Below are 25955 nucleotides of genomic sequence, written 5' to 3' on the forward strand. Positions count from 1 at the left end.
GCGATACGTCGGGTAACCCCACCGATACGAGGGCCCATGACGATCACCCGATGAGCTCGCCCGATCCGATCGTTGCACGCGCACTCATCGTCGAGGGCATCGGGAGGAGGGGGTTCCTGCGGGCCGCCACCGCCGTCACCGCTGCCACGGTGGGATCCTCCCTGCTCGGAGCCACGCCGGCCGCGGCAGGCACCCGATCATCGGTGCCGGCCGCCCCGCTGCAGCCGGGCACCGGTCCGATCGACGGCGACCACTACCTGCCCTCCACGCCCGACGCCGTGCGCTGGGGCTACGTCCCGGCGATCGGAGCCACCCCGTCCCTGCGCATCGCGTCGGGCGCGACCGTGACCATCGACACGGTCTCGCACGAGGGCATCCTCGAGGACCAGGGCCGCGACCCGATCGCGTACTTCGGGCGCCACCAGGTGGCGCGGGACGACGTGCTCACCGATGCCGTCGCGATCGCCCGCGACTACAACCGCACGCCGCGCAACTTCGACGTCGACGGCCCGCACGTGATCACCGGGCCGATCTTCGTCGAGGGCGCGGAGCCGGGTGACGTGCTCAAGGTCGAGACGCTGTCGGCCGTGCCGCGCGTGCCCTACGGCGTGGTCTCGAGCCGGCACGGCAAGGGCGCGCTGGCCCGCACCGCCGACGGCGGCGCCCCCGCCGGTATCACCGTCGACGAGGTGATGCCGGCGGCCACCACGGACGGGCGTGCGACGAAGGACCCGCTGCGCTACGGCAACGTCTCGACCTTCACGAGCGTCCGGGAGGGGAAGGGCGGCGGAGCCGTCGGCGTGATGCCGTTCGGGTCGGGCCGCGGCGAGGTCGTGTTCCCCCTGCAACCGTTCATGGGGACGATGGGCGTCGCGCACACGACGGCGGCGGGCGAGACGGCGCCCGAGCTCAACTCGATCCCGCCCACGCTCGGTGGCGGCAACATCGACATCCGACTGCTGGGCCCGGACTCGGCGTTCTACCTGCCCGTACACGGGGAGGGCGCGCTGTTCTACGTCGGCGACCCGCACCTCGCGATGGGCGACGGCGAGGTGGCCCTCACCGCGCTGGAGGGGTCGTTGCGGGCGACCTTCCGGCTCACGGTGTGCAAGCCCGGCTCGGGGGACGCTCCCTCGGTGGCCTACCGCTACCCGTTCGCGGAGACGCCCGACGTGTGGGTGCCGATCGGCCTGTCCGACCCGGACGGCTCGGCGAACGGGCAGGGCACCGACCTGAACGTCGCAATGCGCCGTGCCGTGGTGAACGCCCTCGACTTCCTCGAACACGACCTGGGCATGGACCGCCCCACCGCCTACGCCTACCTGTCCGCGGCGGCGAACTTCACGGTCTCGCAGGTGGTGGACCGGACGGTCGGGGTGCACGGGGCGATCACGAAGTCGCACTTCCCGACGGGCTGAACAGCCGGGTGATGCCCCTTGGGACATCCTTTACCATTCCGGTCGCATGGTGAAGGAGGGGAAGCCATGACGACGTCCCAGGCGGAGCCCGGCGAGCTGGAACTGCGTCCGCCACGCCACGAGGTGGACCCGCGAGCGATTCCCTGGTGGCGGACGAGCGTGCTGCTGCTGGTCGCCGTGCCGGTGGCGGTGCTGACGGTGCTCGGACTCCTGATCGAGCCCGCCCGGTTCTGGCTGCTGGCGCCCGCGGTACTCCTCGCGGTACTGGGGACCGCGGCGGCAGCGGCCCTGCCGACATGGTGGTTCCGCCTGCACCGGTGGGAGGTCACCGACACGGCCGTCTACACGCGCTCCGGCTACTTCTGGCAGGAGTGGCGGATCGCCCCGCTGTCCCGTATCCAGACCGTCGACACCCAACGCGGACCGCTGGAGCAGCGCTTCGGCCTCGCGACGCTGACGGTGACCACGGCGTCGGCCAAGGGCGCCGTCAAGATCGAAGGGCTCGACCAGCAGCTCGCGGCCGACCTCGCGGAACAGCTCACCGAGGCCACCCAGACCACCACCGGGGACGCGACGTGAGCAGCCCGGAATGGGCGGCTCTCGACCGGCGCACCGTCGCGGTCACAGCACTTCTCGTCGCCGGCGGATGCGTGGGCGCGGCGGTGCCGGCCGTCTACTGGATCACGCGCGCCGGCTCGCTCGGCACCGCGCTGGCCGGGGTCCTGCCGGTGACGGCGCTGGTGGTCGCGGGCGCGTGCGCGTTCGACGAGGTTCGGTGGCGCCGCACGCGCTACCGCGTCACGTCCGAGCGGGTCGAACTGCACACCGGGGTGTTCGTCAGCAGGCGGCGCTCGCTGCACCGCGACCGCGTCCGCACCGTCGACGTCACGGCCGACCCGCTCCTGCGGATGTTCGGCCTCGTCCGGGTGCTGATCGCCACCGGCGAGCAGACGGGCCCCGACGGCTCGGTCACGCTGCGCCCCGTGACGAGGCAGGTGGCCGAGGACCTGCGGCACACGTTGCTCGATCGCGCATCCGGGGTCACCGCCGACGGGCCGCTCGCGCGGCTCGACCCGGCGTGGATCCGGTACGCGCCCCTGTCGTTCGTCACACCGCTGCTCGGCGGGAGTGCGTTCGGCCTCGTGCTCAACGTGTCGGACTGGTTCGGCCTCCAGAGCGGCGTCATCGCCTGGGTGGCCGGGCTGTTCCGCGGCGTCCCGCTGTTCACGACCATCGCGGTGCTCACGGCGATCGCGCTGGTGATCGGCCTGGTCGCGGCACTCGGGCTGTTCGTCGAGATGTGGTGGGCCTACCGGCTCGACCGCGAACCGGGCGGCACCCTGCGCGTGCGTCGCGGCCTGCTGACCACCCGCTCGATCTCGCTCGAGGAACGGCGCCTGCGCGGCGTCGAGATCGTGGAACCTCTGGGCGCGCGACTCGCAGGCGCCGCCCGCGTGGACGCCGTGGCCACGGGAATGGCAGCGCCGTCCGAGAAGGACAAAACCGACAGCAGGACGCTGCTGCCCGCAGCCCCGCGTGCCGTCGCGCACCGCGTGGCAGCCGACGTGCTGCGGGACCCCGTCGCTCCGCCCACGTCCACCCACCTCCAGCCGCACCCGGCAGCGGCCCGCAACCGCCGCGTGCGGTGGGCACTCGGGCCCGTCGCCACCATCGTCGCCCTGCTCGCGGTGCTGGGCCTGCTGCTCACCGAGATCCTGCTGCACGTCGCCTGGATCGCCGCGCTCGTGCTCGGGCCCGTCGCCGTCCTCCTGGCCCTCGACGGGTACCGGAGCCTCGGCCACGGCCTCACCCCCGGCTACCTCGTGACCCGCAGCGGCACGGTGCGCCGGGCCACGGTGGCGCTGCAGCGCGGCGGGATCATCGGCTGGACGGCGAAGCAGTCGATCTTCCAGCGGCGTGCCGGGCTGCTCACGCTCACCGCGACGACCGCCGCGGGGGCGGGCGCCTACTCGATCCTCGACGTCGGCACGAGCCACGGGCTCGCCGTGGCCGAGCGCGCGGTGCCCGACCTGCTCACCCCGTTCCTGCAGGTCGCCGAGGGGCAGATCGACGAACGGCACTGCGACGAGCGGGAGCCCGTCAGGAGCTGAGCATCGCCAGCTGCCGGCGGACGGCGGCGGTGGTGCGGTCCACGTCCCCGGTGGCCAGCAGGTCCAACAGCGCCCCCCGCAGCACGGCGAGCACGGCGGTGGCGGCCGTCCGGTCCGGGCCCAGCACGGTACGCAGGACGTCGAGCCAGTCCTCGACGCTGCGGGCCGCGAACCCGCTCCACGGCCCGTCCGGCTCCACGAGCGAGCGCGTGTAGCCCTCCATCCAGAGCCGTAGCAGGTCGCGGTGGGCAGGATCGGCCAGCCAGTCCCACAGCGCGCCGATCACCTCGGTCGGGCGACCCGTCGGAGAGGCCGAGGCCAGCAGGTCGAGCTCCTCGCTGCGGGACCGCGCGAGCAGCGCCTGCACGAGTCCGTCCTTCGAGCCGAACAGGTAGAGCAGGACGCGCGGGCTGGAGCCGATGGCCTCCGCGAGAGGCCGGAGCGACATCCCCGTCAGGCCGTGGCGCAGTGCGTACCGATAGGCGAGTTCGAGAAGTTCCTCACGGCGGGCGGACGGGGGTTGCGGATCCGCGGTCATTGGCTCAGTCTCGTACTGAAACACTCGTTTCAGTGAGAGGGACTCGATGGGAGACCTACAGATCCGACCACTCGGCGAACCGGGCGACCTGGGCTGGGTGGTGCAGACGCACGGCGAGGTGTACGCGCACGAGTTCGGCTGGGACACATCCCTCGAGGCATTGGTGTCGCAGATCGTCGCCGACTTCGCGCTAACCCACGACGAGAAGAGCGAGCGCGGGTGGATCGCCGAACTGGACGGCAGGCGCGTGGGCTGCGTGCTCTGCGTGGCGGACGACGAACCGGGCACGGCCAAGCTGCGGGTACTGCTCGTGCATCCCGACGCCCGCGGCCACGGGCTGGGCGCCAGGCTGGTCGACACCTGCGTGACGTTCGCCCGCGACGCCGGGTACCGGCGGCTGCGGCTCTGGACCAACGACGTGCTCTCCGGCGCCCGGCACATCTACCTGGCGGCGGGCTTCCGCATGGTGACCGAGAAGCCGAACCACAGCTTCGGCGTGGACGTGGTGGAGCAGGACTACGAGCTCGAGCTGTGCCCGGCCTGATGACGGCCGGGCCAGTCGTGTCGTGTCAGGCGGCGGCGTCCCACTGCCACTGCTCGGTCATGGCTTCGCCGCAGTCGGGGCAGGGCACCTGGAATCCGGAGGTCGCAGTGGCCGGCAGCTCCACCTCGACGCTGCAGCCAAGGCAGTTCCACCAGCCGGTCGTGTTCGACGTGTCCATGCGACCGATGCTAAATCACAAGCCTGTCATTTTCCGGGCCGCGAGCACCCGCACCGCTGTGACCAGCGGGTTTGCCGCGTGACGATGACTCAGATCTCGTCCACCAGGTCGGCGATCGAGGGCACGACGCGGTAGGGCCGATAGGGGAACCGGTCGATCTCGTCGGCCTGCATGATCCCCGTCAGCACCAGGATCGTGCGCATCCCGGCCTCCAGTCCCGCCACGATGTCGGTGTCCATGCGGTCGCCGACCATCACGGTGGTCTCGGAGTGGGCCTGCACCCGGTTGAGAGCCGCCCGCATCATCAGCGGGTTCGGCTTCCCGACGAAGTACGGGCTGACGCCGGTGGCGCGGCTGATCAGCGCGGCCACCGCACCGGTGGCGGGCAGCACCCCGTCCTTCGAGGGGCCGGTCGCGTCGGGGTTGGTGGCGACGAAGCGGGCGCCTGCCGCGATCAGCCGGATCGCCGTGGTCACCGCCTCGAAGCTGTACGTGCGGGTCTCCCCGAGCACCACGTAGTCGGGCGAGTTGTCGGTGAGCACGTAGCCGATCTCGTGCAGCGCCGTGGTGAGGCCGGCCTCGCCCACCACGTACGCGCTGCCCTGCGGCCGCTGGTCGTCGAGGAACGTCGCGGTGGCCAGTGCCGAGGTCCAGATCGACTCCACCGGCAGGTCGATACCGCTCGTGCGCAGCCGGAACTGCAGATCCCTCGGCGTGTAGATGGAGTTGTTGGTGAGCACCAGGAACGGCTTGCCGACCTCGCGGAGCCGCGAGACGAACGCGTCGGCTCCAGGGATCAGCCTGCCCTCATGGACGAGCACGCCGTCCATGTCGGTCATCCAGCACTCGATCGCCTTGGGGTCTCCCACGATGGGAGCCTAGGGGAACGATGCCTTTCGCACCGGCGTTGTCCTGGTTGAGGCGTTATGAGGGAGTTGGTTGGACATGGCGGGAACGATTCTCACCGTGGTCGTCCTCGTGCTGATCGTGGCGGGCGCCGCCTGGCTGATCCGGCAGCGCGCGGCCGCGCGGGAGCGGGAGCTGGAGGACGCGAAGTCCGAGGCACGACGTTGGGTCGAACGGCTGGGTGGGCAGGTGCTCAACCTCGTCGGCACCAACGAGGCGGCGAAGCAGGCGCTGGCCGACGCCGCCGAGCGCTACACCGCGGCCGGCTCCCAGATGGAACAGGCGCGCAGCACCACCCAGACCAGGCAGGTCACCGAGACCGCCTACGAGGGCCTCTACTACGTGCGCGCGGCCCGCAGTGCGATGGACCTCGACCCCGGGCCCGAGCTGCCCCCACTTCCGGGGCAACTGCGCGCCGGTGCCGTCACCGAGGAGCGCGACGTGGAGCTCGAGGGCCACTCCTACAGCGCTTCCCCCGCACCGTCGGAGCGCAACCGGCACTACTACCCCGGCGGGGACGTGGCCGGCCGGCCGGTGCCGCGCGGCTGGTACTCCGAGCCGTGGTGGCGCCCGGCCCTGGTCGCCGGCGCCTGGGGGATCGGCTCGGCCCTGCTGTTCAGCGCGATGTTCTCGGGCATGGCGGGCGTGGCGTACGCGGACGGGTTCTCCGACGGCGCCGGCTACGACGACGCGCAGGGTGACGTCGGGGGCGACGACGGCGGGGGCTTCGACGGCGGCGATCCCGGGGGTGGCGACTTCGGGGGCTTCGACGGCGGCGGCGACTTCGGTGGCGGCGGGTTCGGCGACTTCTGACCCCGCGCGAGCTGGTCGGTCCCGCGCTGCGCGGGGGTAGCGTCAACGATCATGACGGTCGGAACGGGCCCTTCGCCCTTCACCGAGACCACCACCTCTGCCCGGCGCGCCGCCTACGAGCAGCTGGCAGCGTCGGGCCCGGTGCAGGAGACCGTCCTGTTCACCGGTGTCCGGGTGTGGCTGGTCACCGGGTACACCGAGGCCAGGGCGCTGCTGGCCCACCCCGGCATCGCGAAGCGCCCTGGCGGTCCGCATTTCGACCGGACCCCCGCGGAGCTCAACGCGGCGCAGAACACGCACATGCTCACCAGCAACCCGCCGGACCACACCCGCCTGCGGCGCCTGGTCTCGGCGGCGTTCACGCGCCGCCGGGTCGACACCATGGCGCCCCGGATCCAGGCGATCACCGACGCACTGCTCGACGACGTCGCTGACGGCGGACGCGCCGGTGAGCCGGTCGACCTCGCCGCGGCGTTCGGCTACCCCCTCCCGATCGCCGTGATCACCGAGCTCCTCGGGGTGCCCGAGCAGCGCAGGCAGGCGTTCCGGGACTGGACCACGATCGTCATCAACGGCTCGGTGTATCCCGCGGACACGTACGTCGACGCGGTGCAGCACCTGGTCACCTACGTCCGCGGGCTCATCGCGGAGAAGCGTGCTGCTCCCGCCGACGACCTGCTCTCCGACCTCATCGCCGTGCGCGACGGGACCGATCGGCTCTCCGAGGACGAGCTCACGTCGATGGTGAAGCTGCTGCTGGTGGCCGGGTTCGAGACCACGGCCGGCCTGATCCTCCTCGGTACGCACGCGCTGCTCTCGCATCCCGAGCAGCTGCGGCTACTGCGCGCCGAGCCGGATCGCCTGCCCGCGGCGATCGAGGAGATGCTCCGGTACGACTCGCCGCTGCAGGTGGCCATCCCGTCGGTCACCACCACACCCGTCGACGTCGGCGGCGTCACGATCCCTGCCGGTGAGGTCGTGGTCCCGGTGCTGTTCACCGCCGGCCGCGACCCGGCCCGGTTCGAGGACCCCGCCGGGTTCGACATCGGCCGCGCCGACGCCGCCCAGCACCTCGCGTTCGGCCACGGCATCCACCACTGCCTCGGCGCACCGCTCGCGCGGCTCGAGGGCCGCATCGCGATCGGCTCGCTGCTCGCCCGCTTCCCCGACCTGCACCTGGCCGACGGGGCGGCCGACCCCGCCCGCCACCCCGCCCTGCTGGTCAACGCGATCGCCGAACTGCCCGTCGGAACCAGCCGATCGAGGGCCACCCGGCAGGGGTGACGACGTCGTTCAGACCTGGAGCTCGGGGGGAAAAACGGTCCAGCGCAGGTCGGCGGGCAGATGCCGCATGTCGTTGTAGAAGAGCACGGAGGACGGCCTGCCGGGCCCGTACCGGATCACCGTCAGAGCGGCGTTGCCGTGGTTGAGGCCCATCCAGCGCCACTCGGGCGCGTCGAGGGCGGCTCGGACCAGCCATCCGACGAGGAAGTTGTGGGTGACGACCAGCTCGTGACGGGGCTGGTCGCCCTCGACCGGTCCGGTGAACGCCGCGAGGGCTTCCCTGGCCAGCGCGGGGCCGTGCTCGCGTTCCGCTTCCGTGAACCCGGCGAGGAAGCCGAGCATCGAGTCGGCCGCGGCATCGGGTAGTTCCTGTCTCTGCGGCAGGTAGGGGAGGTAGTCCCCCGCGAGGTCCGACGAGCGCACGGGGACGTCGGCACACTGCTCGCCGATCAGCCAGGCCGTCTGTGCCGCTCGGGGCAGCGGCCCGTGATGGATGGCGGACAGCGGTGCGCCCCTGAGCCGTTCGCCGAGCAGAACGGCCTGACGGCGACCCTTCTCGGTCAGCGCGGTCTCGTCCGCCGAGGCCTCACCGTGCCGAGCGAGATAGAGGTATCGGGCAGCTCTGCCCGTGTTCCGGGCTTCCGTCGGCACCGCTGCAGCCTGCCAGGGCCCTCGCAGCGTGACGAGCGCACAATGGTTGCCATGATCGGCCGGCACCCATGAGCACGTTCGTCCTGGTCCACGGCGGGTGGCACGGCAGCTGGTGCTGGCGCCGGGTCACGCCGTTGCTGCTGGAGAAGGGGCACGACGTCCATGCCCCGACCCTCACCGGAGTGGGCGAGCGCGCTCACCTCCTCGGTCCCGGCACTGGCCTGCACACGCACATCGAGGACGTCGTGGCGGTGCTGGAGCTCGACGACCTGCAGGACGTGGTGCTCGTCGGGCACAGCGCAGGCGGTGCGGTGATCACCGGGGTGGCCCAGCGCTGCGCCCACCGGCTCCGCGAGCTCGTGTACCTCGACGCGTTCGTGCCGCAGCCCGGTCAGTCGATCCTGGACACGCTCACCCCGCAACGCCGCGAGTTCTTCACCTCCACCGTGGACGACATGGGCCGGATCGTCCTGGACCCCGACACGGGGATGGACGGCTGGGCCGTCACCGATCCCGCCGACCGCGACTGGATGCGACCCCGGCTGCGACCGCACCCCCTGCGCGGACTGGCCGACGCGCTGCCGCCCGGCCCGGTGCCCGAGGTGCCGCACCGCTTCGTCCACTGCACGGTCAAGCCCGGCCACGACAGCTTCGCCGGGTTCGCCGTCGCCGCGGGCGCGGACCCGTCATGGCGGCTCGACGAGATCGCCGCAGGCCACGACGCGATGATCACCGCACCGGCCGAGCTCGCGACCCTGCTCACCGGCTGACCTGCGTCAGGCGCTCACCGCGGGCTGGCAGGTGGGACACCAGAACAGGTTGCGGGCCGCGTGCTCGACGTGCGCGATCGGCGTGCCGCACACCAGGCAGGGGCTGCCCGCGCGGCGGTAGGCGTAGACCTCGCCGCCGTGCCGGTCCTGACGCGGCGCGCGACCGGTGCGGCGCGGGTCGTGCTCCGGCGCCACGGTGTCGATCCGGCCCCGGCGCACGCCGTCGCGCATCAGGGCGACCAGGTCGGCCCACAGGGCGTCCCACTGCGCCTTGTCCAGCGCACGGCCGGGCAACTGGGGGTCGAGCCCGTGGCGGAACAGCACCTCGGCGCGGTAGACGTTGCCCACGCCGGCGATCACCGACTGGTCCATGAGCAGGGTGGCCAGCGGGGCGCGGGAACGGGAGATCCGCTCCCAGGCGCGGTCCGGGTCGGCGTCACGACGCAGCGGGTCGGCACCGAGCCGGGCGCGGATCGCTCTCGCCTCCGCCGGGGTGATCAGCTCACACGCGGTGGGTCCACGCAGGTCGGCGTAGTGCGTGGCCCCGACCATCCGCATCCGGACGAGGCCGCGCGGGGCCTCCGCCGGCAGCGGCTCGTCGCTGAACTGCCCGTAGAGGCCGAGGTGGACGTGCACGACGAGATCTGGACCGTAGTGGTGGAACAGGTGCTTGCCGTGCGCCTCGGCGCGCACCAGCACCCGGCCGTCGAGAGCGGCGGCGCTCGCCGTGAAGCGGCCCTGCGGGCTCGACACGGCGACGGGCAAGCCCGCGAAGCGGCGACGGTGCAGCCGGGCGAGCCGGTGGAGCGTGTGACCTTCCGGCATGCGCTACGGCGCGGCCGGGACCTGTCCGGGCGGCAGCGCGGGCGGGGTGCCGGTGCGCTCGTACTCGGAGAGCAGGTCGATCCGCCGCTGGTGGCGGGGCGCCCCGGAGAACGGCGTGGCCACGAACGCGGCGACGAACTCCGCCGCCTCGTCGAGGGTGTGCATCCGCGCGCCGACGGCGACGACCTGCGCGTCGTTGTGCTGACGGCCCAGCGTGGCGGTCTCGACGCTCCAGGCGAGCGCGGCGCGGATACCGGGCACCTTGTTGGCCGCGATCTGCTCGCCGTTGCCCGAACCACCGACGACGACCCCCAGCGTGCCGGGGTCGGCGAGGGTCCGCCGGGCCGCCTCCACGCAGAACGGCGGGTAGTCGTCCTCGGGATCGTAGGTGGCCGGCCCCACGTCGATCGCCTCGTGGCCCAGGCTGGTCAGGTGCGCGACCAGATGGGTCTTGAGCTCGAAGCCTGCGTGGTCGGAACCGAGGTAGACGCGCACAGGAGAAATACTGCCCCATGCCGGCGCGGGCCGCCGTCGACGGGGTTGCGCGCCCGGGGGATTGCAGCAAAGCCACGTTGCGGCAACCTCGTTGCGTGAAAGTGGCTTTGCTGCAACGGGGCGGCGTCAGCTGCGCTGCTCGTCCTTCGCCGCGTCCTTGCTCCCGTCCTGGTTCTTCTTCGCGGCCTCGGCCTCGTCCTCGGGAGCGACGTCCTCGGTGTGGGTGGCGGGAGCGGTAGGAACGGGAGCGTCCGGGTCGGGCGCCGAGCCGTCCGGCGACAGGGCGCCCGGCATCGCGAGCACGGTCTGCACGGTCTCCAGCGGCGGATCCACCCGTGGCGGCGGTGCCGAACCCGATGCCCGCGCGTCGATCCGCTCGCTCAGATAGCGCAGCACCACCGCGCCCGTGGCGGCCACCGGCACGGACAGGAACGCCCCCGCGATGCCGAACAGGGTGCCGCCCGCGGTGACGGCGAGCAGCACGACCGCGGCGTGCAGCCGGAGGCTGCGCCCCTGCAGGATCGGCTGCATCACGTTCCCCTCCAACTGCTGCACGACCACGATGATCGCCAGGACGATCAGCGCCGTGGTGAACCCGTTGCTCACCAAGGCCACCAGCACGCCGAGCGCGGCGGCCACGATCGCGCCGACGATCGGGACGAACGCGCCGAGGAACGTGAGCACGGCCAGCGGGATCGCCAGTGGCACCCCGAGGATCAGCAGTCCCAGTCCGATCAGGACACCGTCGACCAGCGCGACGATCGCCTGCACCCGGATGAAGTCGGCGACGGTCTTCCAGACCCGGCGCAGCACCTCGGCCATGTGACCGCCCGCGCCATCGCCCGCCACCGCCCGCAGCCACGGCAGGAAGCGCGGCCCGTCCTTGAGGAACAGGAACACCAGCACCACCGTCAGCACCGCGGTGATCACGCCGGAGGCCACGCTGCCGATGCCGGTGAGCACGCTCGTGGTGATCGCCGAGATGCTCTGCTGCAGTTCGGTGGTGGCGGTCCGCAGCACCTCGTCGAGCTGGCCCTGGGCGAGGTTGAGCGGCGGCCCGGACAGCCACTGCTGGATCGACTGGATGCCGCTGCTCGCGCTCTGCGTGATCTCCGGGATGCTCCCCGCCACCGACGTGGTGATCAGCGCGATGAGCCCGGCGAGCACGACCAGCCCGGCGAGCAGCACCGTGGCCGCGGCGAGCGCGGGTGGGAAGCGGTGCTTGCGCAGCCACCCGACAGGCGGCCACAGGACCGTCGAGACGATCACGGCGAGGATCACGGGGAAGATGACGGACCACAGGAGCCCGATCACCATCCAGATCAGCCAGGCGCCCGCTGACACCAGGAGCAGCCGGAGGCTCCATCGCGCTGCCCAGGTGACACCCTCGCCGATCGCGGTGCCGCGACCACGGTGGGGGCGCTCGGTCGTCGTCACGCCAACTCCTCTGCCTCGTTCTGCCGGTGCGCCACGATGCTGGGCGCCGGCTGTGCAGCCATACCCGAGGACAAGGCTCTCAGACATCGGTGATCTCCACCGGACGTCGCACCGCCTACGATCGTGGGGGTGAGCAGCCACAGCGTTGCACCCGACGACGGGTCGGCCGCGGGGATCGTGCTCGCCGGCGGCCGCTCCTCGAGAATGGGTGAGTCCAAGGCCGCGCTCGAATGGCACGGCTCCACCCTGCTGCGCCGCACCACCGGGTTGCTCGCGCGCACCGTCGACGGGCCGGTCATCGTCGTCCGGGCGCCGGACCAGTCCCTGCCCGCACTGCCTGCGGGTGTCGAGACGGTGGACGACCCCGTGGAGGGCCGCGGGCCGATGCAGGGCATCGCCACCGGGCTCGCCGCGTTGTCGGACCGCGCGCGCATCGCGTTCGTCTGCTCCACCGACCTGCCGTTCCTGCACCCCGCGTACGTGCGGCGGGTGCTGTCCGCGCTCGACGCGGAGGTCGACGTGGTGCTGCCGCACGCAGGCGGGCACCGCCAGCCGCTGGCGGCCGCGTACCGCACGGCGCTCGCGCCCGTCGTCGCCGGGATGGTGACGCACGGGCAGCTCAAGCTCGCGATGCTGTTCGACCACTGCCGGGTGCGCCGCATCGACGACGCAGGCCTGCTCGCCGACCCCCGGCTGCGCGCGCTGGACCCGCAGCTCGACTCGGTGCTGAACGTCAACGAGCCCGACGACTACCGCGTCGCGCGGGAGCGGCCCGCACCGGAGATCACCGTCCAGCGTTTCGGAGCGCTCGCGTCCGGTGGCAAGCGCGGCCCCACCGTGGTGGAGGCGGCTACCCTCGGCGCCGCAGCGGACGCCGTCGGGTTGCCTCTCGACCGGCACGTCGTCGCCGCCCTGAACGGCGACCAGATCACCCGCGACGCCGAGATGCCGCTGGTGGCGGGCGACACGGTCGCCTTCCTGTCCGCCGACGCGGGCGGCTGACCCGCCGCCCCCGCGAGTCGCCCGTTCCCGCTGCGCGAGTCGCCCGTTCCGCGCGCCAGCACGGGAGCGAACATCGGCATACAGTCTTCATCATGACGGCAGGCGGATATTTCGGACGGGCCCTCGTCGTCGATGTGCACGGCACCGACGCCACGGGCACCGCCCTGGAGCTCGACGACCAGGTTCTCCGCGCGTACCTCGGCGGGGTCGGGCTCGGCACCTGGCTGCTGCACCGGCTCGCTCCGCCCGGCGTCGACCCGCTGGCTCCCGAGTCTCCGCTCGCGTTCGTGTTCTCACCGCTGGTGGGCACCCCGCTCACCACGAGCGCCAAGTTCGCGGTGCTCGCCAAGTCGCCGCTGACCGGGATGATCACCGACGCGCTGGCGTCCTCCCAGTTCGCGATCTCGGGAAAGCTCACCGGCAACGACGCCATCGTCGTGCGCGGGCGGGCCGACGAGCTGTCGGTGGTGCTGGTCGACGCGTCGGGCGCACGTCTCGAGCCGGCGCCCGAGCTCGCCGGGATGCCGGCGGCGGAGGCCGAGACCTCTGTGCGCGAACGGTTCGGCCGCGGGTGGCGCACGGCCGCGATCGGATCTGCCGGGGAGCGCGGCGTCCGGTACGCCACGATCAGCCACGACGGGCGGCACGCCGGGCGCGGCGGCCTCGGTGCCGTGCTGGGCGCGAAGAACATCAAGGCGGTCCTGGTCAAGGCCGGTACGAGGGTGGACGTCGCCGATCCCGCTGCCGTGCTCGCCGCGGCCAAGAGCCTGCGGGAGCGCAGCTTCGGCCCGGCCACCGCCAAGTACCGCGAGCTGGGCACCCTGGCCAACCTGCTCGCGTTCAACGCCGTGTCCACGCTTCCGACCCGCAACTTCACGGCCGCCACGTTCGCCGAGGCGCCCCGGCTGGCCGCCGAGGAGCTGCACGAGATGCGCGGGGTGGCCCGCAACAGCTGCGCGTCGTGCTCCATCGGCTGCGAGCACATCTACTCCCGCAAGGGCGGCGGCAGCCAGCGGATGGAGTACGAGAACGTGTTCGCGCTCGGCCCCCTGTGCGGGGTGTCGGACCCCGACGACGTGTTCGCCGCCAGCGCCCGCTGCGACGAGCTCGGCATCGACACGATCTCGGCGGGCGGCACGATCGCCTGGGCCATGGAGTGCGTGGAACGCGGCCTGATCGACGCGCCGTGGCTGAAGTTCGGGGACGGCGCCGCGCTGCTGCGGGCGCTCGACCTGATCGGCTCCCGGTCCGAGGGACTCGGCGAGCTGCTGTCTCTCGGCTCACGCGCGGCCGCCACCGTCGTCGGGCACGGGTCGATCGACTTCGCGCCCCAGGTCAAGGGCCTGGAGCTGCCGGGGTACGAGCCGCGGTCACTGCAGTCGATGGCGCTGGGGCTCGCGGTCAACGCGCGAGGAGCCGACCACAACCGCTCCGGCGCCTACGAGGCCGACCTGTCGGGCGACCTGGACCGGCTGAGCGGCGGCTCCGCGCACGTCGCCGCCGCGATCGGCACCGAGGACCGCGCCGCGGTCATGGACTCGATGATCCTCTGCAAGTTCCTCCGCGGAGTGTTCACCGAGCCGTTCGACGAATGGGCGGCGCTCCTGCGATCCGTCACCGGATGGGACGTCACCGCCGACGAGCTGCGGGCGGTGGCCCGCCGGATCGTGCTGGCCAAGCGGGTGTTCAACCTGCGAGAGGGCGCCACGACCGACGACGACACGCTCCCGCGGCGCATGCTCGACACCCCGCTGGAACTGGGCTCGGGCCGCACCGCCACGCTCACGGCGGAGCGCCTGCGCTCGATGGTCGAGGGGTACTACACCGGTCGCGGTCTGGACGTCGATGGCCGTCCCGACCCGGCCGACGTGGCAGATCTGCTGCTCACCCCCTGACGCCACCCCGGCCGTCGCGGCCGGTGCCGGCGCCGGTTCCACCGTCGCCTTGACCTCAACCTGACTTCAGCTTCTAGTGTCGCTGAGGACACCGGGAAATCCGGACGAATCTGTCGGACCGGTCCGCCACACTCTCGATGCGAGCGGTTCCGCACCGATGAGTTCCGGCGGTTCCCGATGTCCTACGTGTGCACAGCGGGTGCCGCGACCGGAGCGAGGAGCAGTTCATGAGCATGGAGATGGTCGCGTGGAACTCGATGTACCACGCAGCACACGCGCAGGAGGAGAAACGGCCGTTCTCGATGGCCACGCTGCGCCGGATCGTCGCGTTCGTGCGGCCCCACCGCCGCCGGATGGGCGCGTTCCTCGTGGTCAGCGTGATCGGCGCGGTGCTCGCGGTCGCCACGCCCGTGCTGGCAGGCCGGGTCGTCGACACCATCGTCAACCGCGGCCCGCTCGGCACCGTGGTCGGTCTGGCCGTGCTCATCGCGGTCATCGCGGTGGCCGTGGCCATCAGCGGGATCATCCAGCGCGGCCTCTCCGCATCGCTGGGCGAAGGGCTGATCCTCGACCTGCGCGCCGCGGTGTTCGACCACGTGCAGCGCCAGCCGATCGCGTTCTTCACGCGCACCCGCACCGGTGCGCTGGTCAGCCGGCTCAACAACGACGTGATCGGTGCCCAGCGGGCGTTCAGCGACACCCTGTCCGGCGTGGTCGGCAACCTCGTCACCCTCACGCTCACGCTGGTCGTGATGCTCACGCTGTCCTGGCAGGTCACGCTGCTGGCGCTCGTGCTGCTGCCGGTGTTCGTCCTCCCGGCCCGCCACATGGGACGCAGGCTCGCCCACCTCGAGCGGGAGGCCGCCGACCACAACGCGGCCATGGGCACCCAGATGACCGAGCGGTTCTCCGCACCGGGCGCCACCCTGATCAAGCTGTTCGGCCGCCCCGCCGACGAGACGCGCGAGTTCGTCGCCCGCGCCGCCCGCGTCCGCGACATCGGCGTGCGTACCGCGATGGTGCAGTGGATCTTCGTCACGGCACTCACGCTCGTCTCCGCGCTGGCGCTCGCGCTGGTCTACGGGCTCGGCGGCTACTTCGCGATCACCGGTGGGATGGCTGCCGGCGACGTCGTCGCACTCGCCCTGCTGCTCACCGGCCTCTACGCGCCCCTCACCGCGCTGGCCAGCGCCCGGGTCGAGGTGATGAGTGCGCTGGTGAGCTTCGAGCGGGTGTTCGAGGTGCTCGACCTGCCGCCGCTCATCGCAGAGCCCGCCCAGCCGCTGCCCCTGCCCGACGGGCCGCTGTCGGTCGAGTTCGACAAGGTGCGTTTCTCCTATCCGTCCGCCGACAAGGTGTCGCTCGCGTCGTTGGAGGACGTCGCACAGCTCGACCGGCGAGGCGGCGAGGAGGTGCTGCACGAGGTGTCGTTCACCGCCGAGGCCGGGCAGATGATCGCGCTGGTCGGCTCGTCCGGCGCCGGCAAGTCCACGATCGCGCAGCTGCTCCCCCGGCTCTACGACGTCGACGCCGGAACGGTGCGGCTGGGTGGCGTCGACGTCCGCGATCTCTCCTTCGACACGATCCGGGGCGCACTGGGCCTGGTCACCCAGGACGGCCACCTGTTCCACGAGTCGATCCGCGCCAACCTCCTGCTCGCTCGCCCCGAGGCAGACGACGAGGAGCTGTGGGAGGTGCTGGGCCGGGCGCGCCTCGCCGATCTGGTGGCGTCGCTGCCCGACGGCCTCGCCACCGTCGTGGGCGAGCGCGGCTACCGGCTCTCCGGAGGGGAGCGCCAGCGGCTCACCATCGCCCGGCTGCTGCTGGCCCGGCCGCGGGTGGTGGTGCTCGACGAGGCCACCGCCCACCTCGACTCCACCTCGGAGGCAGCGGTGCAGGAGGCGCTGGGTGAGGCGCTCCAGGGCCGCACCGCACTCGTGATCGCCCACCGGCTGTCCACGATCCGCGCCGCCGACCAGATCCTCGTGCTGGAGGCCGGTCAGGTCGTGGAGCGGGGCACCCACACCGAGCTCATCGCCCGCGACGGTCGCTACGCCGAGCTGCACAGCACGCAGTTCGACCAGCCGGGCGCCGTCCCGGTGGCGCTGGTCGCGGGCTGAGAGGAACGGCCGCAAGGCCGTTCGCGCCGAGGGGTGTGCTCGTCGCAGGGTCTCGGGATCCTGCGACGAGCACAGCGGCTTGCCGCTCTCAGGTTTCCTCCGCTGCGCGATCGTGTCCGATTTGCGTGCGCAACTCGCCCACCAGGTCCGTAGATCTCCATCCGGACAAAGAAGACGGGAACCGCGCTCGTACGGTCGGGTGATCCATCCGGCATTCAGCCGATCTCGGAAACGGCGGATTCTCAGACACCGATCCCCGGGCAGGTACCGCCGGCGAGATCGGGAGACCCATGCAGCAGGACAGATCCACCGTTGCGGAACCGGCGCCCGCGGCCCGGGGCGCGGCGGTGGCGCCCCGGCAGGCCGGACACCTCGGCGCCCGCATGCCACTGCAGCGGGGCCCCGTCACGGGCCCGATCCGGGTGCCACCCCTGCAACCGTCCAGTGGTCCGATCGGCCGCCCGTCCCCCGGGAGGCGATCGGGGCACGGGAGACACCGGCAGGCGGAGCGGCGGCGAGCCGAGCTCGTCCTCACCCTCACCGTGCTGGGCGCGCTGAGCTGGATCGTCGTGACCTGGCCGTTCCGCGGCGACCAGGCGGTGTACGCGCTGATCGGCCGGCAGATCCTGCACGGGCAGGCGCTCTACACCGACATCTGGGACATCAAGCAGCCCGGCGTCTTCCTCTGGTACGGACTGGCCGACCTCACCGGGCTGGGCGAGATCGGGACCCGGGTCCTCGACGTGGTCGCGGCCTTCGCGTTCGGGACGTGCGTGCACGTGCTGCTGCGCGGGAGGCTCACCACCCCGTGGGTGCGGCGGATGGTGACCGCGCTCGCCACGGCGGTGCCGCTGCTCGCCGCGGGCCCTGGTGACTTCGGCCAGCTGGAGATGCTCTGTCTGGTTCCCGCGACCGGGGCGTTCGCCCTGGTCGCCGAGCCGCGGCGGGTTCCCGGCTGGCGGCGGATCGTGCTCGCCGGGCTGTGCGTCGGCGTCGTCGGGGTGTTCAAGCTGCTGCTCGCAGGCGTGGTCGGGCTGGCCCTGCTCGTGTACCTCGTGCTGCGGCTGGGTGGGGGCAGGCGGTTCGCGGCGGTGCCCGTGGTCATCACGGCGGCGCTCGTCCCGGTGGGTCTGACGCTGGCCTGGCTCGCCACGCAGGGCGCGTTCGGCGCGGCCCTGCACGTCTGGATCGTCGAGGCCGTCGAGATGGGGTCGGCCCCGGGATCCCGCGACCCGGCGCGCGTGCTCGAGGGTCTCGGCCGGTACGTCCTGTGGATGTTCCCGGTCGTGGTGCTCGCCGCCTGGCAGGCGGCCACGGCCTGGCGCCGCCGGGATCCGCTCGACCTCGCCATGGGCGCGTTCGTGCTGCTCGACGTGCTGGCGATCGCCACCCAGTTCGCCTGGTGGTACCAGTGGTACTTCGCCAGCGCGCCGCTCGTGGTGCTCGCGCTGCGCCGGCTCGACGTGCTCGCCCCGCAACTGCGGCGGCCCCGGTGGGCCGTGCTCCTCGCCGTGGTCTGCCTGCCCATGCTCGCCCACGCCGCCAGCTGGACCCTCCCGACCGTGCTCGACGGCGGCGGGTTCACCGCGGCGAGCCGGGAACGGATCGACGAGCGGGTAGCCGGGTACGACACGATCCGGACCGAGCTCGCCGCGGCCGACGTGAGGGCCGGGGAGAGCCTGTACGTCGTGGGCGACCCGCTCTACAACATGCTCGCCGGCGCGCCGCTCGCGTTGCGGTTCGACGGCTGGACCTACGACCTGATGACGGACGGCCAGTGGCGGGAGGTCGCCACGGAGGTCGACACCGTCGAGCCCACCGTCGTCATGGTCGACGCCGACGCCGGGGAGTGGGTCGCCGACCGCGGCGAGGACCTGCAGCAGGTCCTCGCGCGCGACTACGTGCAGTACCGCACGAGCACGGCGGGGACCTGGTACCGGCTGCGCTGACGACCGGCCGACCGAGCGCTCACTCCACATCCGGGAAGGCCACGAAGCGCACCAGGACGCGGCGGGCGTCCTCGGCCGGTGGCTCCGCGGCGCGGGCGTAGCGCTCGTAGAGGGCCATGTAGTCCTCCCAGAACCGGCGCAGCTCCGGCGCGGTGAGGTGCAGGGCACCGCGGGCGAACAGCAGGGCGTCGCCCCACTCCCCCATGCCGTCGCGGTGGCGCTGGAAACGGGCGAACGCCGCCACGTCGTCGGCCACGTTCGGCCGGCCGAGTTCGTCGAACGCCGCGCGCACCTCGTCGGACATGCGGCTGCGCGGCGGGAACCGGAGGTCCTCGGAGCGGGCCCGCCACCAGCGCTCGCGGCCCCGCCCGCGCTCGGGGACGTCCTCCACGAACCCGTGCTCGGCGAGCTGCCGCAGGTGGTAGCTGGTGGCACCGGTGTTCTCACCCAGCACCCGGGCCAGCGACGTGGAGGTCGCCGGGCCGGTGCGGCGCAGCTGGCGCAGGATCCGCTGCCGCAGCGGGTGCCCCAGCGCTCTCAGGGCCGCCGGATCGGTGAGTTCCCGGGGTTCTCCCTGATCCGCCACGGCGCCGAAGCTAGCAGAGTTCTGTGTGCAGAGATTTCTTTGCACACTATCCCCTGCAAGCCGAGGAGCCCGACCATGCCGCCCTATCGACGCGCACTCGCCGCACTGGCTGCCGCGGCAGCCGTGGTGCTGCCCGCGGCGCCGACCCTCCCGTCCCAGCCACCACCGCCGCCGGCCCCGGTCGGCGTCCAGGAGACGCAGCTGCGCATCCCCACCAGCGACGGCGTGGTCCTTCCGGCCACCCTGCGCGTGCCCACGACCGCCCGGCCGGGCCTGCCCGGCGTGGTGCTGGTGCACGGCGCCGGCCCCGGCCCGAGGGAGAAGTACCGCACGGAGGCGGAGGCGCTGACCCGCGCCGGCATCGTCACCCTGGCCTACGACAAGCGCACGGAGGGCTACTCGCTCCTGCAGCGCTCGTACTCCCGGCTGGCCGAGGACACGGTGGCCGCCACCGCCGAGCTACGACGGCGCCCCGAGGTCGACCCGGCCCAGGTCGGCGTCATGGGGTTCAGCGAGGGCGGCTGGGTGGCACCACTGGCCGCGTCACGTTCACCCGAGATCGCGTTCCTCGTGGTGGTGGGCGCCAACGGGGTGTCGCCGCTGCGCCAGCAGAGCTGGGCCGACACGATCAAGATCGAGCACGCCGGCGTCCGGGGCTCGCTCGTCGACGCCCACGCCCGCACGCCCTACCGGCTGATATCGGGCATGGGGCTGTTCCCCGAGCCCTACTACGACCCGGGCCCCCCGCTGCGCAGCAGCACGCTGCCCGTGCTCGGCATCTGGGGCGCGCAGGACCGGCTCACCCCGCCCGTCGAGAGCGTGGAGGCGTACCGGACGGCTCTCGACCAGGCCGGCAACCGGCACTACACGCTCCGCACGGTCGAGGGCGCCGAGCACTCGCTGCGGACGACGACCACCGGTTTCGACAAGGGCAGCGAGTTCGCTCCGGGCTATGTCGACCTGGTGTCGTCCTGGGTCGCGGACGTCGCCGACGGCAGGCCGCCCCCCACCACCGTTACGGGAGCCGGTGAGCAGACCCGGCCGACGGTGCCCGTCGCGCCGCTGGCCTGGTACGAGTCGGTCGGGGTACAGATGAGCGTGCTCGCACTGCTGCTGGCCGGCTTCGCGGGGTTCGGCCTGACGGCGGGGTGGCGACGGCTGCGCGGCAGGTCCGGACCCCGGGCCGCCTGGCCCGCCCGGGTGCTGGCCGGTGCCGGGCTCACCGCGGTGATGGGCATGTTCGGATACCTCGGCTTCCTCCAGATGACGCAGGGCCGGACCGTGGATCCGGGTCCGCTGCTCGCCGGGCGCCCCGTGGCGTGGCTGGCTCTTCAGCTACTCGCCGTCGTCGCGGTCGGGGCCGGGATCGCCACGGGCGTCACCGTGGCGAAGCGGCGACGAACCGGGGACCGGGCACGGCTCGGCCTGCTGCTCGCGGCGGGTGCGGCCTTCGTGCCGTGGGCGGCGTACTGGGGCCTGCTCCTGCCATGATTTCCGACCTCGCGTGGAGCCGTCCGGTGCCGGGGGAACTAGTCTCGATTGTGGCAACCCCGTCGGTTTAGGCCGGGGATGCGCGGATTGCATACAGTCGACTAAGGTCGGTATCACGTACCTGACCGACGGAGGCCCAGGATGACAGCGGTGCAGGAACCGGCGACCAGCTTACGCACGGTCACCACTTCGATCGATGGCCGGGAGGTCACCGTCGAGGAGGGCACCTCGATCTACGACGCGGCGAAGCAGGTGGGCGTCGACATCCCGGTGCTCTGCCACAACGAGCGCTACGACCCCGTCGGTGTCTGCCGCATGTGTGTGGTGGACACCGGCGGGCGCGTGTTCGCGGCGGCCTGCGTGCGTCCCTGCGAGGACGGCATGGAGGTCAAGACCTCCACCCCGGAGCTGGAGCGCAACCGCGCCACGCTCACCGAACTGCTGGTGGCCGACCAGCCGCCGCGCGCCGAGGACCCCAAGCAGACCACCACGGGCGACAACCTGCTGCTCTCGCTGGCCGACGGGTTCGGCGTCGCCCGCGAGACCACCGACCTGCCGTGCGGGTCGGGACGCGGGGTCGACTCGTCCAACCCCGTGATCGACGTCAACCACGACGCCTGCATCCTCTGTGACCGGTGCGTGCGCGCCTGTGACGACATCCAGGGCAACGACGTGATCGGCCGCTCCGGCAAGGGCTACTCCACCCGCATCGCGTTCGACCTGAACGACCCGATGGGCGCGAGCTCCTGCGTCACGTGCGGCGAGTGCGTGCAGGCCTGCCCCACCGGGGCGCTCACCAACAAGTCGATCCGCAACATCCCGATCCAGCCGCGCGAGAAGCTCGACGCGGTCGACTCGGTGTGTCCCTACTGCGGTGTGGGCTGCGCGCTCACCTACTACGTCGACCGCGAGCGGGGCGCCATCGCCTTCGCCGAGGGCCGCGACCAGCCCGGCTCGCAGAGCAGGCTGTGCGTCAAGGGCCGCTACGGCTGGGACTACGCCGCCTCCCCGCAGCGGCTCACGATGCCGCTGATCCGCATCGACTCCGCCTACCCGAAGAGCGCCTTGTCGGCCGACGTGCGCGGCGAGGGCAGGGGCTCGGCCAGCGGGGCCACCAACGACCGGGGCCGCGGCGGCAGCGGTGGCAACCGCAGTGGCGGCGGCCGCAAGGACGACCCGGGCGGCAAGCGCGGCGGTGGCCGCAAGCCGGGCGGGCTCGTCGACTACGACGAGGTGCTGCCCTACTTCCGGGAGGCCACCTGGGAGGAGGCGCTCGACCTCATCGCCCGGCGCCTGAAGGAGATCCACGCCGAGGGCGGCCCCGGCGCGATCGCCGGGTTCGGGTCGGCGAAGTGCTCCAACGAGGAGGCCTACCTCTTCCAGAAGCTGATCCGCACCGGATTCGGCACCAACAACGTCGACCACTGCACGCGGCTGTGCCACGCCTCCTCGGTGGCGGCGCTGTTCGAGGGCGTCGGCTCCGGCGCGGTGTCCACCACCTACGGGGACGTCGCCAACGCCGACGTGGTGATCATCACGGGCTCCAACCCGACGGCCAACCACCCCGTGGCCAGCTCGTTCTTCAAGCAGGCCCGCCGCCGTGGCACGAAGATCATCTACGTCGACCCGCGCGCGTCCACAGTGGCCGAGCACGCCGACATCTTCGTGCAGCTCAAGCCGGGCACGGACGTGGCGTTCTACAACTCGGTGATGCACGAGGTGATCCGGCTCGGCATGATCGACCGCGAGTTCATCGCGGGCCGCACGTCCAACTACGACGAGCTCGCGCGCACCGTCGCCGACTACCCGCCGGAGCGGGCAGCGCAGATCACCGGCGTCGACGCCGACCAGATCCGCGAGGTCGCGCGGACGTGGGGCGAGGCGAACGCCGGCGTCGTCTACTGGGGGATGGGGATCTCCCAGCACACCACCGGCACCGACAACGCCCGCTGCCTGATCGCGCTGTGCTCGATCACCGGCAACGTCGGGCGTCCGGGCACCGGCCTGCACCCGCTCCGCGGCCAGAACAACGTGCAGGGCGCCTCCGACGCCGGCCTGGTGCCGATGTTCTACCCCGACTACCAGGGCGTCGACCGCGACGCCACCCGCCTGCGCTTCGAGGAGGCGTGGGGCACCACGCTCGACCCGAAGCGCGGCCTGACCGTCACCGAGATCATCAAGTCGGTGCTCCAGCCCGGCGGCGTCCGCGGGATGTACATGCTCGGGGAGAACCCGTTCCTGTCCGACCCCAACATCAACAAGGTGCGCAAGGCGCTCTCGGCGCTGGACTTCCTCGTCGTCCAGGACATCTTCCTCACCGAGACGGCCGAGTTCGCCGACGTGATCCTGCCCGCCACCTCGTACCTGGAGAAGGACGGCACGTACACCAACACCGACCGGCGGGTGCAGCTCGGCCGCAAGGTGATGGACCCACCCGGCCAGGCCCGGCCGGACTGGGAGATCGTGCAGGACATCGCGCGGGGCGTCGGGCTCGACTGGAACTACCAGAGCCCCAGCGAGGTGTTCGACGAGATGGTGGCGCTGATGCCGTCGTACAAGAACCTCGCGTACGACAACCTCGGTCTGTCCGGGAAGCTCTACCCGAACGACGACCCGGAGCACACCGACGGCACCATCGTGATGTTCGACGAGAAGTTCAACACCGACGACGGGCTGGCCCACCTGGTGCCTGCGCAGTGGCTGCCACCCCGGGAGCTGCCCGACAGCGAGTTCCCGCTCGTGCTCAACACGGGCAGGCTGCTCGAGCACTGGCACACCGGCTCGATGACGCGGCGGTCCTACGCCCTCGACGCGATCTCGCCGGTCGCCGAGGTGTACATGCACCCGAAGGACGCCGCCGACCGTGGGCTCGCCCACGGGGAGATGGTCCGGGCGCGGTCGCGGCGCGGCGCGATCGAGCTGCTGGTCCGCGTCTCGCACCGCGAGCAGCTGGGCAACTGCTTCATCCCGTTCCACTTCCGCGAGGCGGCGGCCAACCTCCTGACGATCGACGAGGTCGACCCCACCGGCAAGATTCCCGAGTTCAAGTTCTGCGCGGTGCAGGTCGAGGCCCTCGGCGCGGCGCACGTGGAGACCCCGTCGAGTGCAGGAGCACGTGCATGACCGAGCTGTCCGACCGCGCGGCCGAGGTCCGTTCCCGGCGCGTCCCCGGAGTCGAGGCGCGGGCCGGGAAGTTCCCCGGACCGTCGCTGATCCCGGCGCTCAACGCGATCCAGGCCCGGCTGGGCTGGCTGCCCCGTGAGGAGCTGGAGGAGCTCGCCAGGGAGGCCCGCAGGCCGCGGTACGAGATCGAGGGCCTGATCTCGTTCTACCCGCACTTCCGCACCGAGCCCCCGGTGAAGGTGGCGTTGCACGTCTGCCACGACCTGCCGTGCTGGCTGCGCGACGGCGAGGCGCGCACCGCCGAGCTGCGCGAGCGCTACGGCGCCAACGCGGACGTCGAGCTCGTCGAGGTGTCCTGTCTCGGGCGCTGCGACAGCGCGCCCGCGGTGGCGGTGAACGAGCGTCCGGCTCCCGTCTCCGAGGTGGACGACCTCGTCGGTGCCGCCCGCGGTTCAGGGGTGGGCGACGCCGCCGCGGCCACCCGCATCGAGCCGTGGCCCAACGACCCCTACCCCGCCGGTTCGGGCGTCGACGGCCGCTACGCCACCCTGCGGGCACTGCTCGCCGGCGAGCTGGACGCCGACGACATCGTGGCCACGCTGAAGGACTCCGGGCTGCGCGGGATGGGTGGCGCCGGGTTCCCCACCGGCCAGAAGTGGAGCCTGGTCCGCGGCGCCCAGCCGGGCACCACGAAGTACGCCATCGTCAACGCTGACGAGTCCGAGCCCGGCACGTTCAAGGACCGGCAGATCCTGGCCCAGCAGCCGCATCTCGTGCTGGAGGGCCTGCTGCTCGGGATGGCCGTGGTCGGGGCCGAGGAGGGCTGGGTCTTCATCCGGCACGAGTACGGCCCCGAGGAGCACGTGCTCCGCGAGGAGATCGACGCGCTGCGGGCCGCCGGCGTGGTCGGGCCGGACGCGTGCGGCAGCGGACGCCGGCTGAACATCGACATCTTCGTCTCCCCCGGCGGTTACATCCTCGGCGAGGAGACCGCGCTGCTGGAGTGCATGGAGGGCCACCGCGGCGAGCCGCGCAACAAGCCCCCGTTCCCCGGCAACTACGGCCTGCACGGCAGGCCCACGCTGATCAACTCCGTCGAGACGTTCGCCGACGTGCCGGTGATCGTCCAGCGCGGGGCGCAGTGGTGGAAGGACCAGGGCGTCGGCGACTCGGTGGGGTGGAAGTTCTTCGCCGTGTCCGGGCACGTCGAGCGGCCCGACGTCTACTGCGTGCCGATGGGCACCACGGTCCGCGAGCTGATCGACCTCGCAGGCGGCGTCACGGGCGGCGCGGCCGTGGGGGCCGTGCAGCCGGGCGGGGCGTCGTCCAACTTCATCGGCCCCGACCAGCTCGACCTGCGGCTCGACTTCGGCACCGCGGCGGAGGCGGGCACCATGCTCGGTTCCGGGGCGCTCGTCGTCCTGGCCGAGGGCACCGACCTGCTCGCGGCGTCCACCAACGTCCTGCGGTTCTTCCGCAACGAGTCGTGCGGCAAGTGCGTGCCGTGCCGCGTGGGGTCGACCAAGGCGCACGAGCTGCTCCGCGGCGTCATCGAGTCGGGCAGCACCACACTCGACGAGACACAGCGAGACCGGATCCTGCAGCTCGAGGAGGCCATGCGCAAGACGTCGATCTGTGGGCTCGGGCAGGTGGCCCTCGGCCCGGTCGTGAGCGTGCTCGGCATCGACAAGGGCGGGGCAGCCGCGCGCGACCAACCCAGGCCGAACGGCTCGGCGGCTCAGCCCGACAGGTGAGCGAGCTTGTGAGCTCACCATCCAACACAGCAGCGCCGCGAATGCGGCTGACGAGCGTCCGCGAG

Annotated in this window: 22 protein-coding genes; 14 read left to right on the plus strand and 8 right to left on the minus strand. The window is 72.2% G+C overall.

Annotated features, from left to right (window positions below; genetic code table 11):
- Positions 1 to 50 precede the first annotated feature (50 nt).
- The 3 genes from AC5L35_RS24935 to AC5L35_RS24945 all read left to right on the plus strand — a co-directional run bounded on the left by AC5L35_RS24935 (position 51) and on the right by AC5L35_RS24945 (position 3529).
- Positions 51 to 1418, plus strand: a complete 1368-nt coding sequence (locus tag AC5L35_RS24935) for an acetamidase/formamidase family protein (RefSeq protein WP_495062109.1) — start codon at positions 51 to 53, stop codon at positions 1416 to 1418.
- A 66-nt stretch (positions 1419 to 1484) separates the two neighbouring features.
- On the plus strand, positions 1485 to 1997 hold the full coding sequence (locus tag AC5L35_RS24940) for a PH domain-containing protein (RefSeq protein WP_495062110.1): 513 nt from the start codon (positions 1485 to 1487) through the stop codon (positions 1995 to 1997).
- Positions 1994 to 3529, plus strand: a complete 1536-nt coding sequence (locus AC5L35_RS24945) for a PH domain-containing protein (RefSeq protein ID WP_495062111.1) — start codon at positions 1994 to 1996, stop codon at positions 3527 to 3529. Before AC5L35_RS24940 ends, AC5L35_RS24945 begins: the two co-directional genes overlap by 4 nt.
- On the opposite strand, the gene AC5L35_RS24950 is transcribed toward AC5L35_RS24945, so the two are convergent.
- On the minus strand, positions 3519 to 4067 hold the full coding sequence (locus AC5L35_RS24950; protein ID WP_495062112.1) for a TetR/AcrR family transcriptional regulator: 549 nt from the start codon (positions 4065 to 4067) through the stop codon (positions 3519 to 3521). The two genes, AC5L35_RS24945 and AC5L35_RS24950, sit on opposite strands and share 11 nt — an antisense overlap.
- A 46-nt stretch (positions 4068 to 4113) precedes the next feature.
- On the opposite strand from AC5L35_RS24950, the gene AC5L35_RS24955 reads away from it, so the two are divergent.
- Entirely contained in the window at positions 4114 to 4611 is a 498-nt protein-coding gene (locus AC5L35_RS24955) for a GNAT family N-acetyltransferase (protein WP_495062113.1), read from the plus strand.
- A gap of 25 nt (positions 4612 to 4636) precedes the next feature.
- On the opposite strand, the gene AC5L35_RS24960 is transcribed toward AC5L35_RS24955, so the two are convergent.
- Both AC5L35_RS24960 and AC5L35_RS24965 read right to left on the minus strand, forming a co-directional pair.
- A complete protein-coding gene (locus tag AC5L35_RS24960) occupies positions 4637 to 4789 on the minus strand; it encodes a hypothetical protein (protein ID WP_495062114.1) in 153 nt (50 codons plus the stop codon).
- A gap of 89 nt (positions 4790 to 4878) precedes the next feature.
- Entirely contained in the window at positions 4879 to 5619 is a 741-nt protein-coding gene (locus tag AC5L35_RS24965) for an HAD-IIA family hydrolase (protein ID WP_495062161.1), read from the minus strand.
- A gap of 115 nt (positions 5620 to 5734) precedes the next feature.
- On the opposite strand from AC5L35_RS24965, the gene AC5L35_RS24970 reads away from it, so the two are divergent.
- The gene (locus AC5L35_RS24970) at positions 5735 to 6508 is read left to right on the plus strand and encodes a hypothetical protein (RefSeq protein ID WP_495062115.1); all 774 of its coding nucleotides are present in this window, start codon (positions 5735 to 5737) and stop codon (positions 6506 to 6508) included.
- Positions 6509 to 6559: 51 nt separating this feature from the next.
- The gene (locus AC5L35_RS24975; RefSeq protein WP_495062116.1) at positions 6560 to 7792 is read left to right on the plus strand and encodes a cytochrome P450 family protein; all 1233 of its coding nucleotides are present in this window, start codon (positions 6560 to 6562) and stop codon (positions 7790 to 7792) included.
- Positions 7793 to 7801: 9 nt separating this feature from the next.
- Here AC5L35_RS24975 and AC5L35_RS24980 read toward each other — a convergent pair whose 3' ends face one another.
- A complete protein-coding gene (locus tag AC5L35_RS24980; RefSeq protein ID WP_495062117.1) occupies positions 7802 to 8443 on the minus strand; it encodes a histidine phosphatase family protein in 642 nt (213 codons plus the stop codon).
- A gap of 68 nt (positions 8444 to 8511) precedes the next feature.
- Between AC5L35_RS24980 and AC5L35_RS24985 the strand changes: the two genes are divergently transcribed.
- Entirely contained in the window at positions 8512 to 9213 is a 702-nt protein-coding gene (locus AC5L35_RS24985; RefSeq protein ID WP_495062118.1) for an alpha/beta hydrolase, read from the plus strand.
- A gap of 6 nt (positions 9214 to 9219) precedes the next feature.
- Here AC5L35_RS24985 and AC5L35_RS24990 read toward each other — a convergent pair whose 3' ends face one another.
- The 3 genes from AC5L35_RS24990 to AC5L35_RS25000 all read right to left on the minus strand — a co-directional run bounded on the left by AC5L35_RS24990 (position 9220) and on the right by AC5L35_RS25000 (position 11970).
- Positions 9220 to 10038 carry an Fpg/Nei family DNA glycosylase gene (locus tag AC5L35_RS24990; protein ID WP_495062119.1) on the minus strand — a complete coding sequence of 273 codons (819 nt, stop codon included), beginning with the start codon at positions 10036 to 10038 and terminating at the stop codon, positions 9220 to 9222.
- 3 nt (positions 10039 to 10041) lie between these two features.
- Complete coding sequence (locus AC5L35_RS24995; RefSeq protein ID WP_495062120.1) at positions 10042 to 10533, minus strand: ribose-5-phosphate isomerase; 492 nt, start codon at positions 10531 to 10533, stop codon at positions 10042 to 10044.
- A gap of 126 nt (positions 10534 to 10659) precedes the next feature.
- The gene (locus tag AC5L35_RS25000; protein WP_495062121.1) at positions 10660 to 11970 is read right to left on the minus strand and encodes an AI-2E family transporter; all 1311 of its coding nucleotides are present in this window, start codon (positions 11968 to 11970) and stop codon (positions 10660 to 10662) included.
- A gap of 129 nt (positions 11971 to 12099) precedes the next feature.
- Between AC5L35_RS25000 and AC5L35_RS25005 the strand changes: the two genes are divergently transcribed.
- From AC5L35_RS25005 to AC5L35_RS25020, 4 genes are all read left to right on the plus strand, one after another.
- A complete protein-coding gene (locus AC5L35_RS25005) occupies positions 12100 to 12972 on the plus strand; it encodes an NTP transferase domain-containing protein (protein ID WP_495062122.1) in 873 nt (290 codons plus the stop codon).
- A 92-nt stretch (positions 12973 to 13064) separates the two neighbouring features.
- Positions 13065 to 14867 carry an aldehyde ferredoxin oxidoreductase family protein gene (locus AC5L35_RS25010; protein WP_495062123.1) on the plus strand — a complete coding sequence of 601 codons (1803 nt, stop codon included), beginning with the start codon at positions 13065 to 13067 and terminating at the stop codon, positions 14865 to 14867.
- A gap of 257 nt (positions 14868 to 15124) precedes the next feature.
- The gene (locus AC5L35_RS25015) at positions 15125 to 16987 is read left to right on the plus strand and encodes an ABC transporter ATP-binding protein (protein WP_495062162.1); all 1863 of its coding nucleotides are present in this window, start codon (positions 15125 to 15127) and stop codon (positions 16985 to 16987) included.
- A gap of 290 nt (positions 16988 to 17277) precedes the next feature.
- On the plus strand, positions 17278 to 18936 hold the full coding sequence (locus tag AC5L35_RS25020; RefSeq protein ID WP_495062124.1) for an ArnT family glycosyltransferase: 1659 nt from the start codon (positions 17278 to 17280) through the stop codon (positions 18934 to 18936).
- A gap of 19 nt (positions 18937 to 18955) precedes the next feature.
- On the opposite strand, the gene AC5L35_RS25025 is transcribed toward AC5L35_RS25020, so the two are convergent.
- Positions 18956 to 19522: a winged helix-turn-helix domain-containing protein gene (locus AC5L35_RS25025; protein ID WP_495062125.1), complete on the minus strand. Its 567-nt coding sequence runs from the start codon at positions 19520 to 19522 to the stop codon at positions 18956 to 18958.
- Positions 19523 to 19597: 75 nt separating this feature from the next.
- On the opposite strand from AC5L35_RS25025, the gene AC5L35_RS25030 reads away from it, so the two are divergent.
- From AC5L35_RS25030 to AC5L35_RS25040, 3 genes are all read left to right on the plus strand, one after another.
- Positions 19598 to 21013 (plus strand): alpha/beta hydrolase family protein, encoded by a 1416-nt coding sequence (locus AC5L35_RS25030; RefSeq protein WP_495062126.1) that lies wholly within the window; start codon positions 19598 to 19600, stop codon positions 21011 to 21013.
- A gap of 141 nt (positions 21014 to 21154) precedes the next feature.
- Positions 21155 to 24136, plus strand: coding sequence for a formate dehydrogenase subunit alpha (gene fdhF, locus AC5L35_RS25035; protein ID WP_495062127.1), 2982 nt, complete (start codon positions 21155 to 21157; stop codon positions 24134 to 24136).
- On the plus strand, positions 24133 to 25890 hold the full coding sequence (locus AC5L35_RS25040; RefSeq protein ID WP_495062128.1) for an NAD(P)H-dependent oxidoreductase subunit E: 1758 nt from the start codon (positions 24133 to 24135) through the stop codon (positions 25888 to 25890). The genes fdhF and AC5L35_RS25040 overlap by 4 nt, the downstream gene beginning before the upstream one ends.
- Positions 25891 to 25955 lie beyond the last annotated feature (65 nt).

The organism is Pseudonocardia sp. OZ21 (assembly GCF_059359135.1).

What these genes read in the sequence shown, in the direction of transcription:
- AC5L35_RS24935 (WP_495062109.1), top strand. Translation starts at nt 51, where the DNA reads ATGAGCTCGCCCGATCCGATCGTTGCACGCGCACTCATCGTCGAGGGC.
- AC5L35_RS24940 (WP_495062110.1), top strand. Translation starts at nt 1,485, where the DNA reads ATGACGACGTCCCAGGCGGAGCCCGGCGAGCTGGAACTGCGTCCGCCA.
- AC5L35_RS24950 (WP_495062112.1), bottom strand. Translation starts at nt 4,067, where the DNA reads ATGACCGCGGATCCGCAACCCCCGTCCGCCCGCCGTGAGGAACTTCTC.
- AC5L35_RS24955 (WP_495062113.1), top strand. Translation starts at nt 4,114, where the DNA reads ATGGGAGACCTACAGATCCGACCACTCGGCGAACCGGGCGACCTGGGC.
- AC5L35_RS24960 (WP_495062114.1), bottom strand. Translation starts at nt 4,789, where the DNA reads ATGGACACGTCGAACACGACCGGCTGGTGGAACTGCCTTGGCTGCAGC.
- AC5L35_RS24965 (WP_495062161.1), bottom strand. Translation starts at nt 5,619, where the DNA reads ATGGACGGCGTGCTCGTCCATGAGGGCAGGCTGATCCCTGGAGCCGAC.
- AC5L35_RS24970 (WP_495062115.1), top strand. Translation starts at nt 5,735, where the DNA reads ATGGCGGGAACGATTCTCACCGTGGTCGTCCTCGTGCTGATCGTGGCG.
- AC5L35_RS24975 (WP_495062116.1), top strand. Translation starts at nt 6,560, where the DNA reads ATGACGGTCGGAACGGGCCCTTCGCCCTTCACCGAGACCACCACCTCT.
- AC5L35_RS24985 (WP_495062118.1), top strand. Translation starts at nt 8,512, where the DNA reads ATGAGCACGTTCGTCCTGGTCCACGGCGGGTGGCACGGCAGCTGGTGC.
- AC5L35_RS24990 (WP_495062119.1), bottom strand. Translation starts at nt 10,038, where the DNA reads ATGCCGGAAGGTCACACGCTCCACCGGCTCGCCCGGCTGCACCGTCGC.
- AC5L35_RS25010 (WP_495062123.1), top strand. Translation starts at nt 13,065, where the DNA reads ATGACGGCAGGCGGATATTTCGGACGGGCCCTCGTCGTCGATGTGCAC.
- AC5L35_RS25015 (WP_495062162.1), top strand. Translation starts at nt 15,125, where the DNA reads ATGTACCACGCAGCACACGCGCAGGAGGAGAAACGGCCGTTCTCGATG.
- AC5L35_RS25020 (WP_495062124.1), top strand. Translation starts at nt 17,278, where the DNA reads ATGCAGCAGGACAGATCCACCGTTGCGGAACCGGCGCCCGCGGCCCGG.
- AC5L35_RS25030 (WP_495062126.1), top strand. Translation starts at nt 19,598, where the DNA reads ATGCCGCCCTATCGACGCGCACTCGCCGCACTGGCTGCCGCGGCAGCC.
- fdhF (WP_495062127.1), top strand. Translation starts at nt 21,155, where the DNA reads ATGACAGCGGTGCAGGAACCGGCGACCAGCTTACGCACGGTCACCACT.
- AC5L35_RS25040 (WP_495062128.1), top strand. Translation starts at nt 24,133, where the DNA reads ATGACCGAGCTGTCCGACCGCGCGGCCGAGGTCCGTTCCCGGCGCGTC.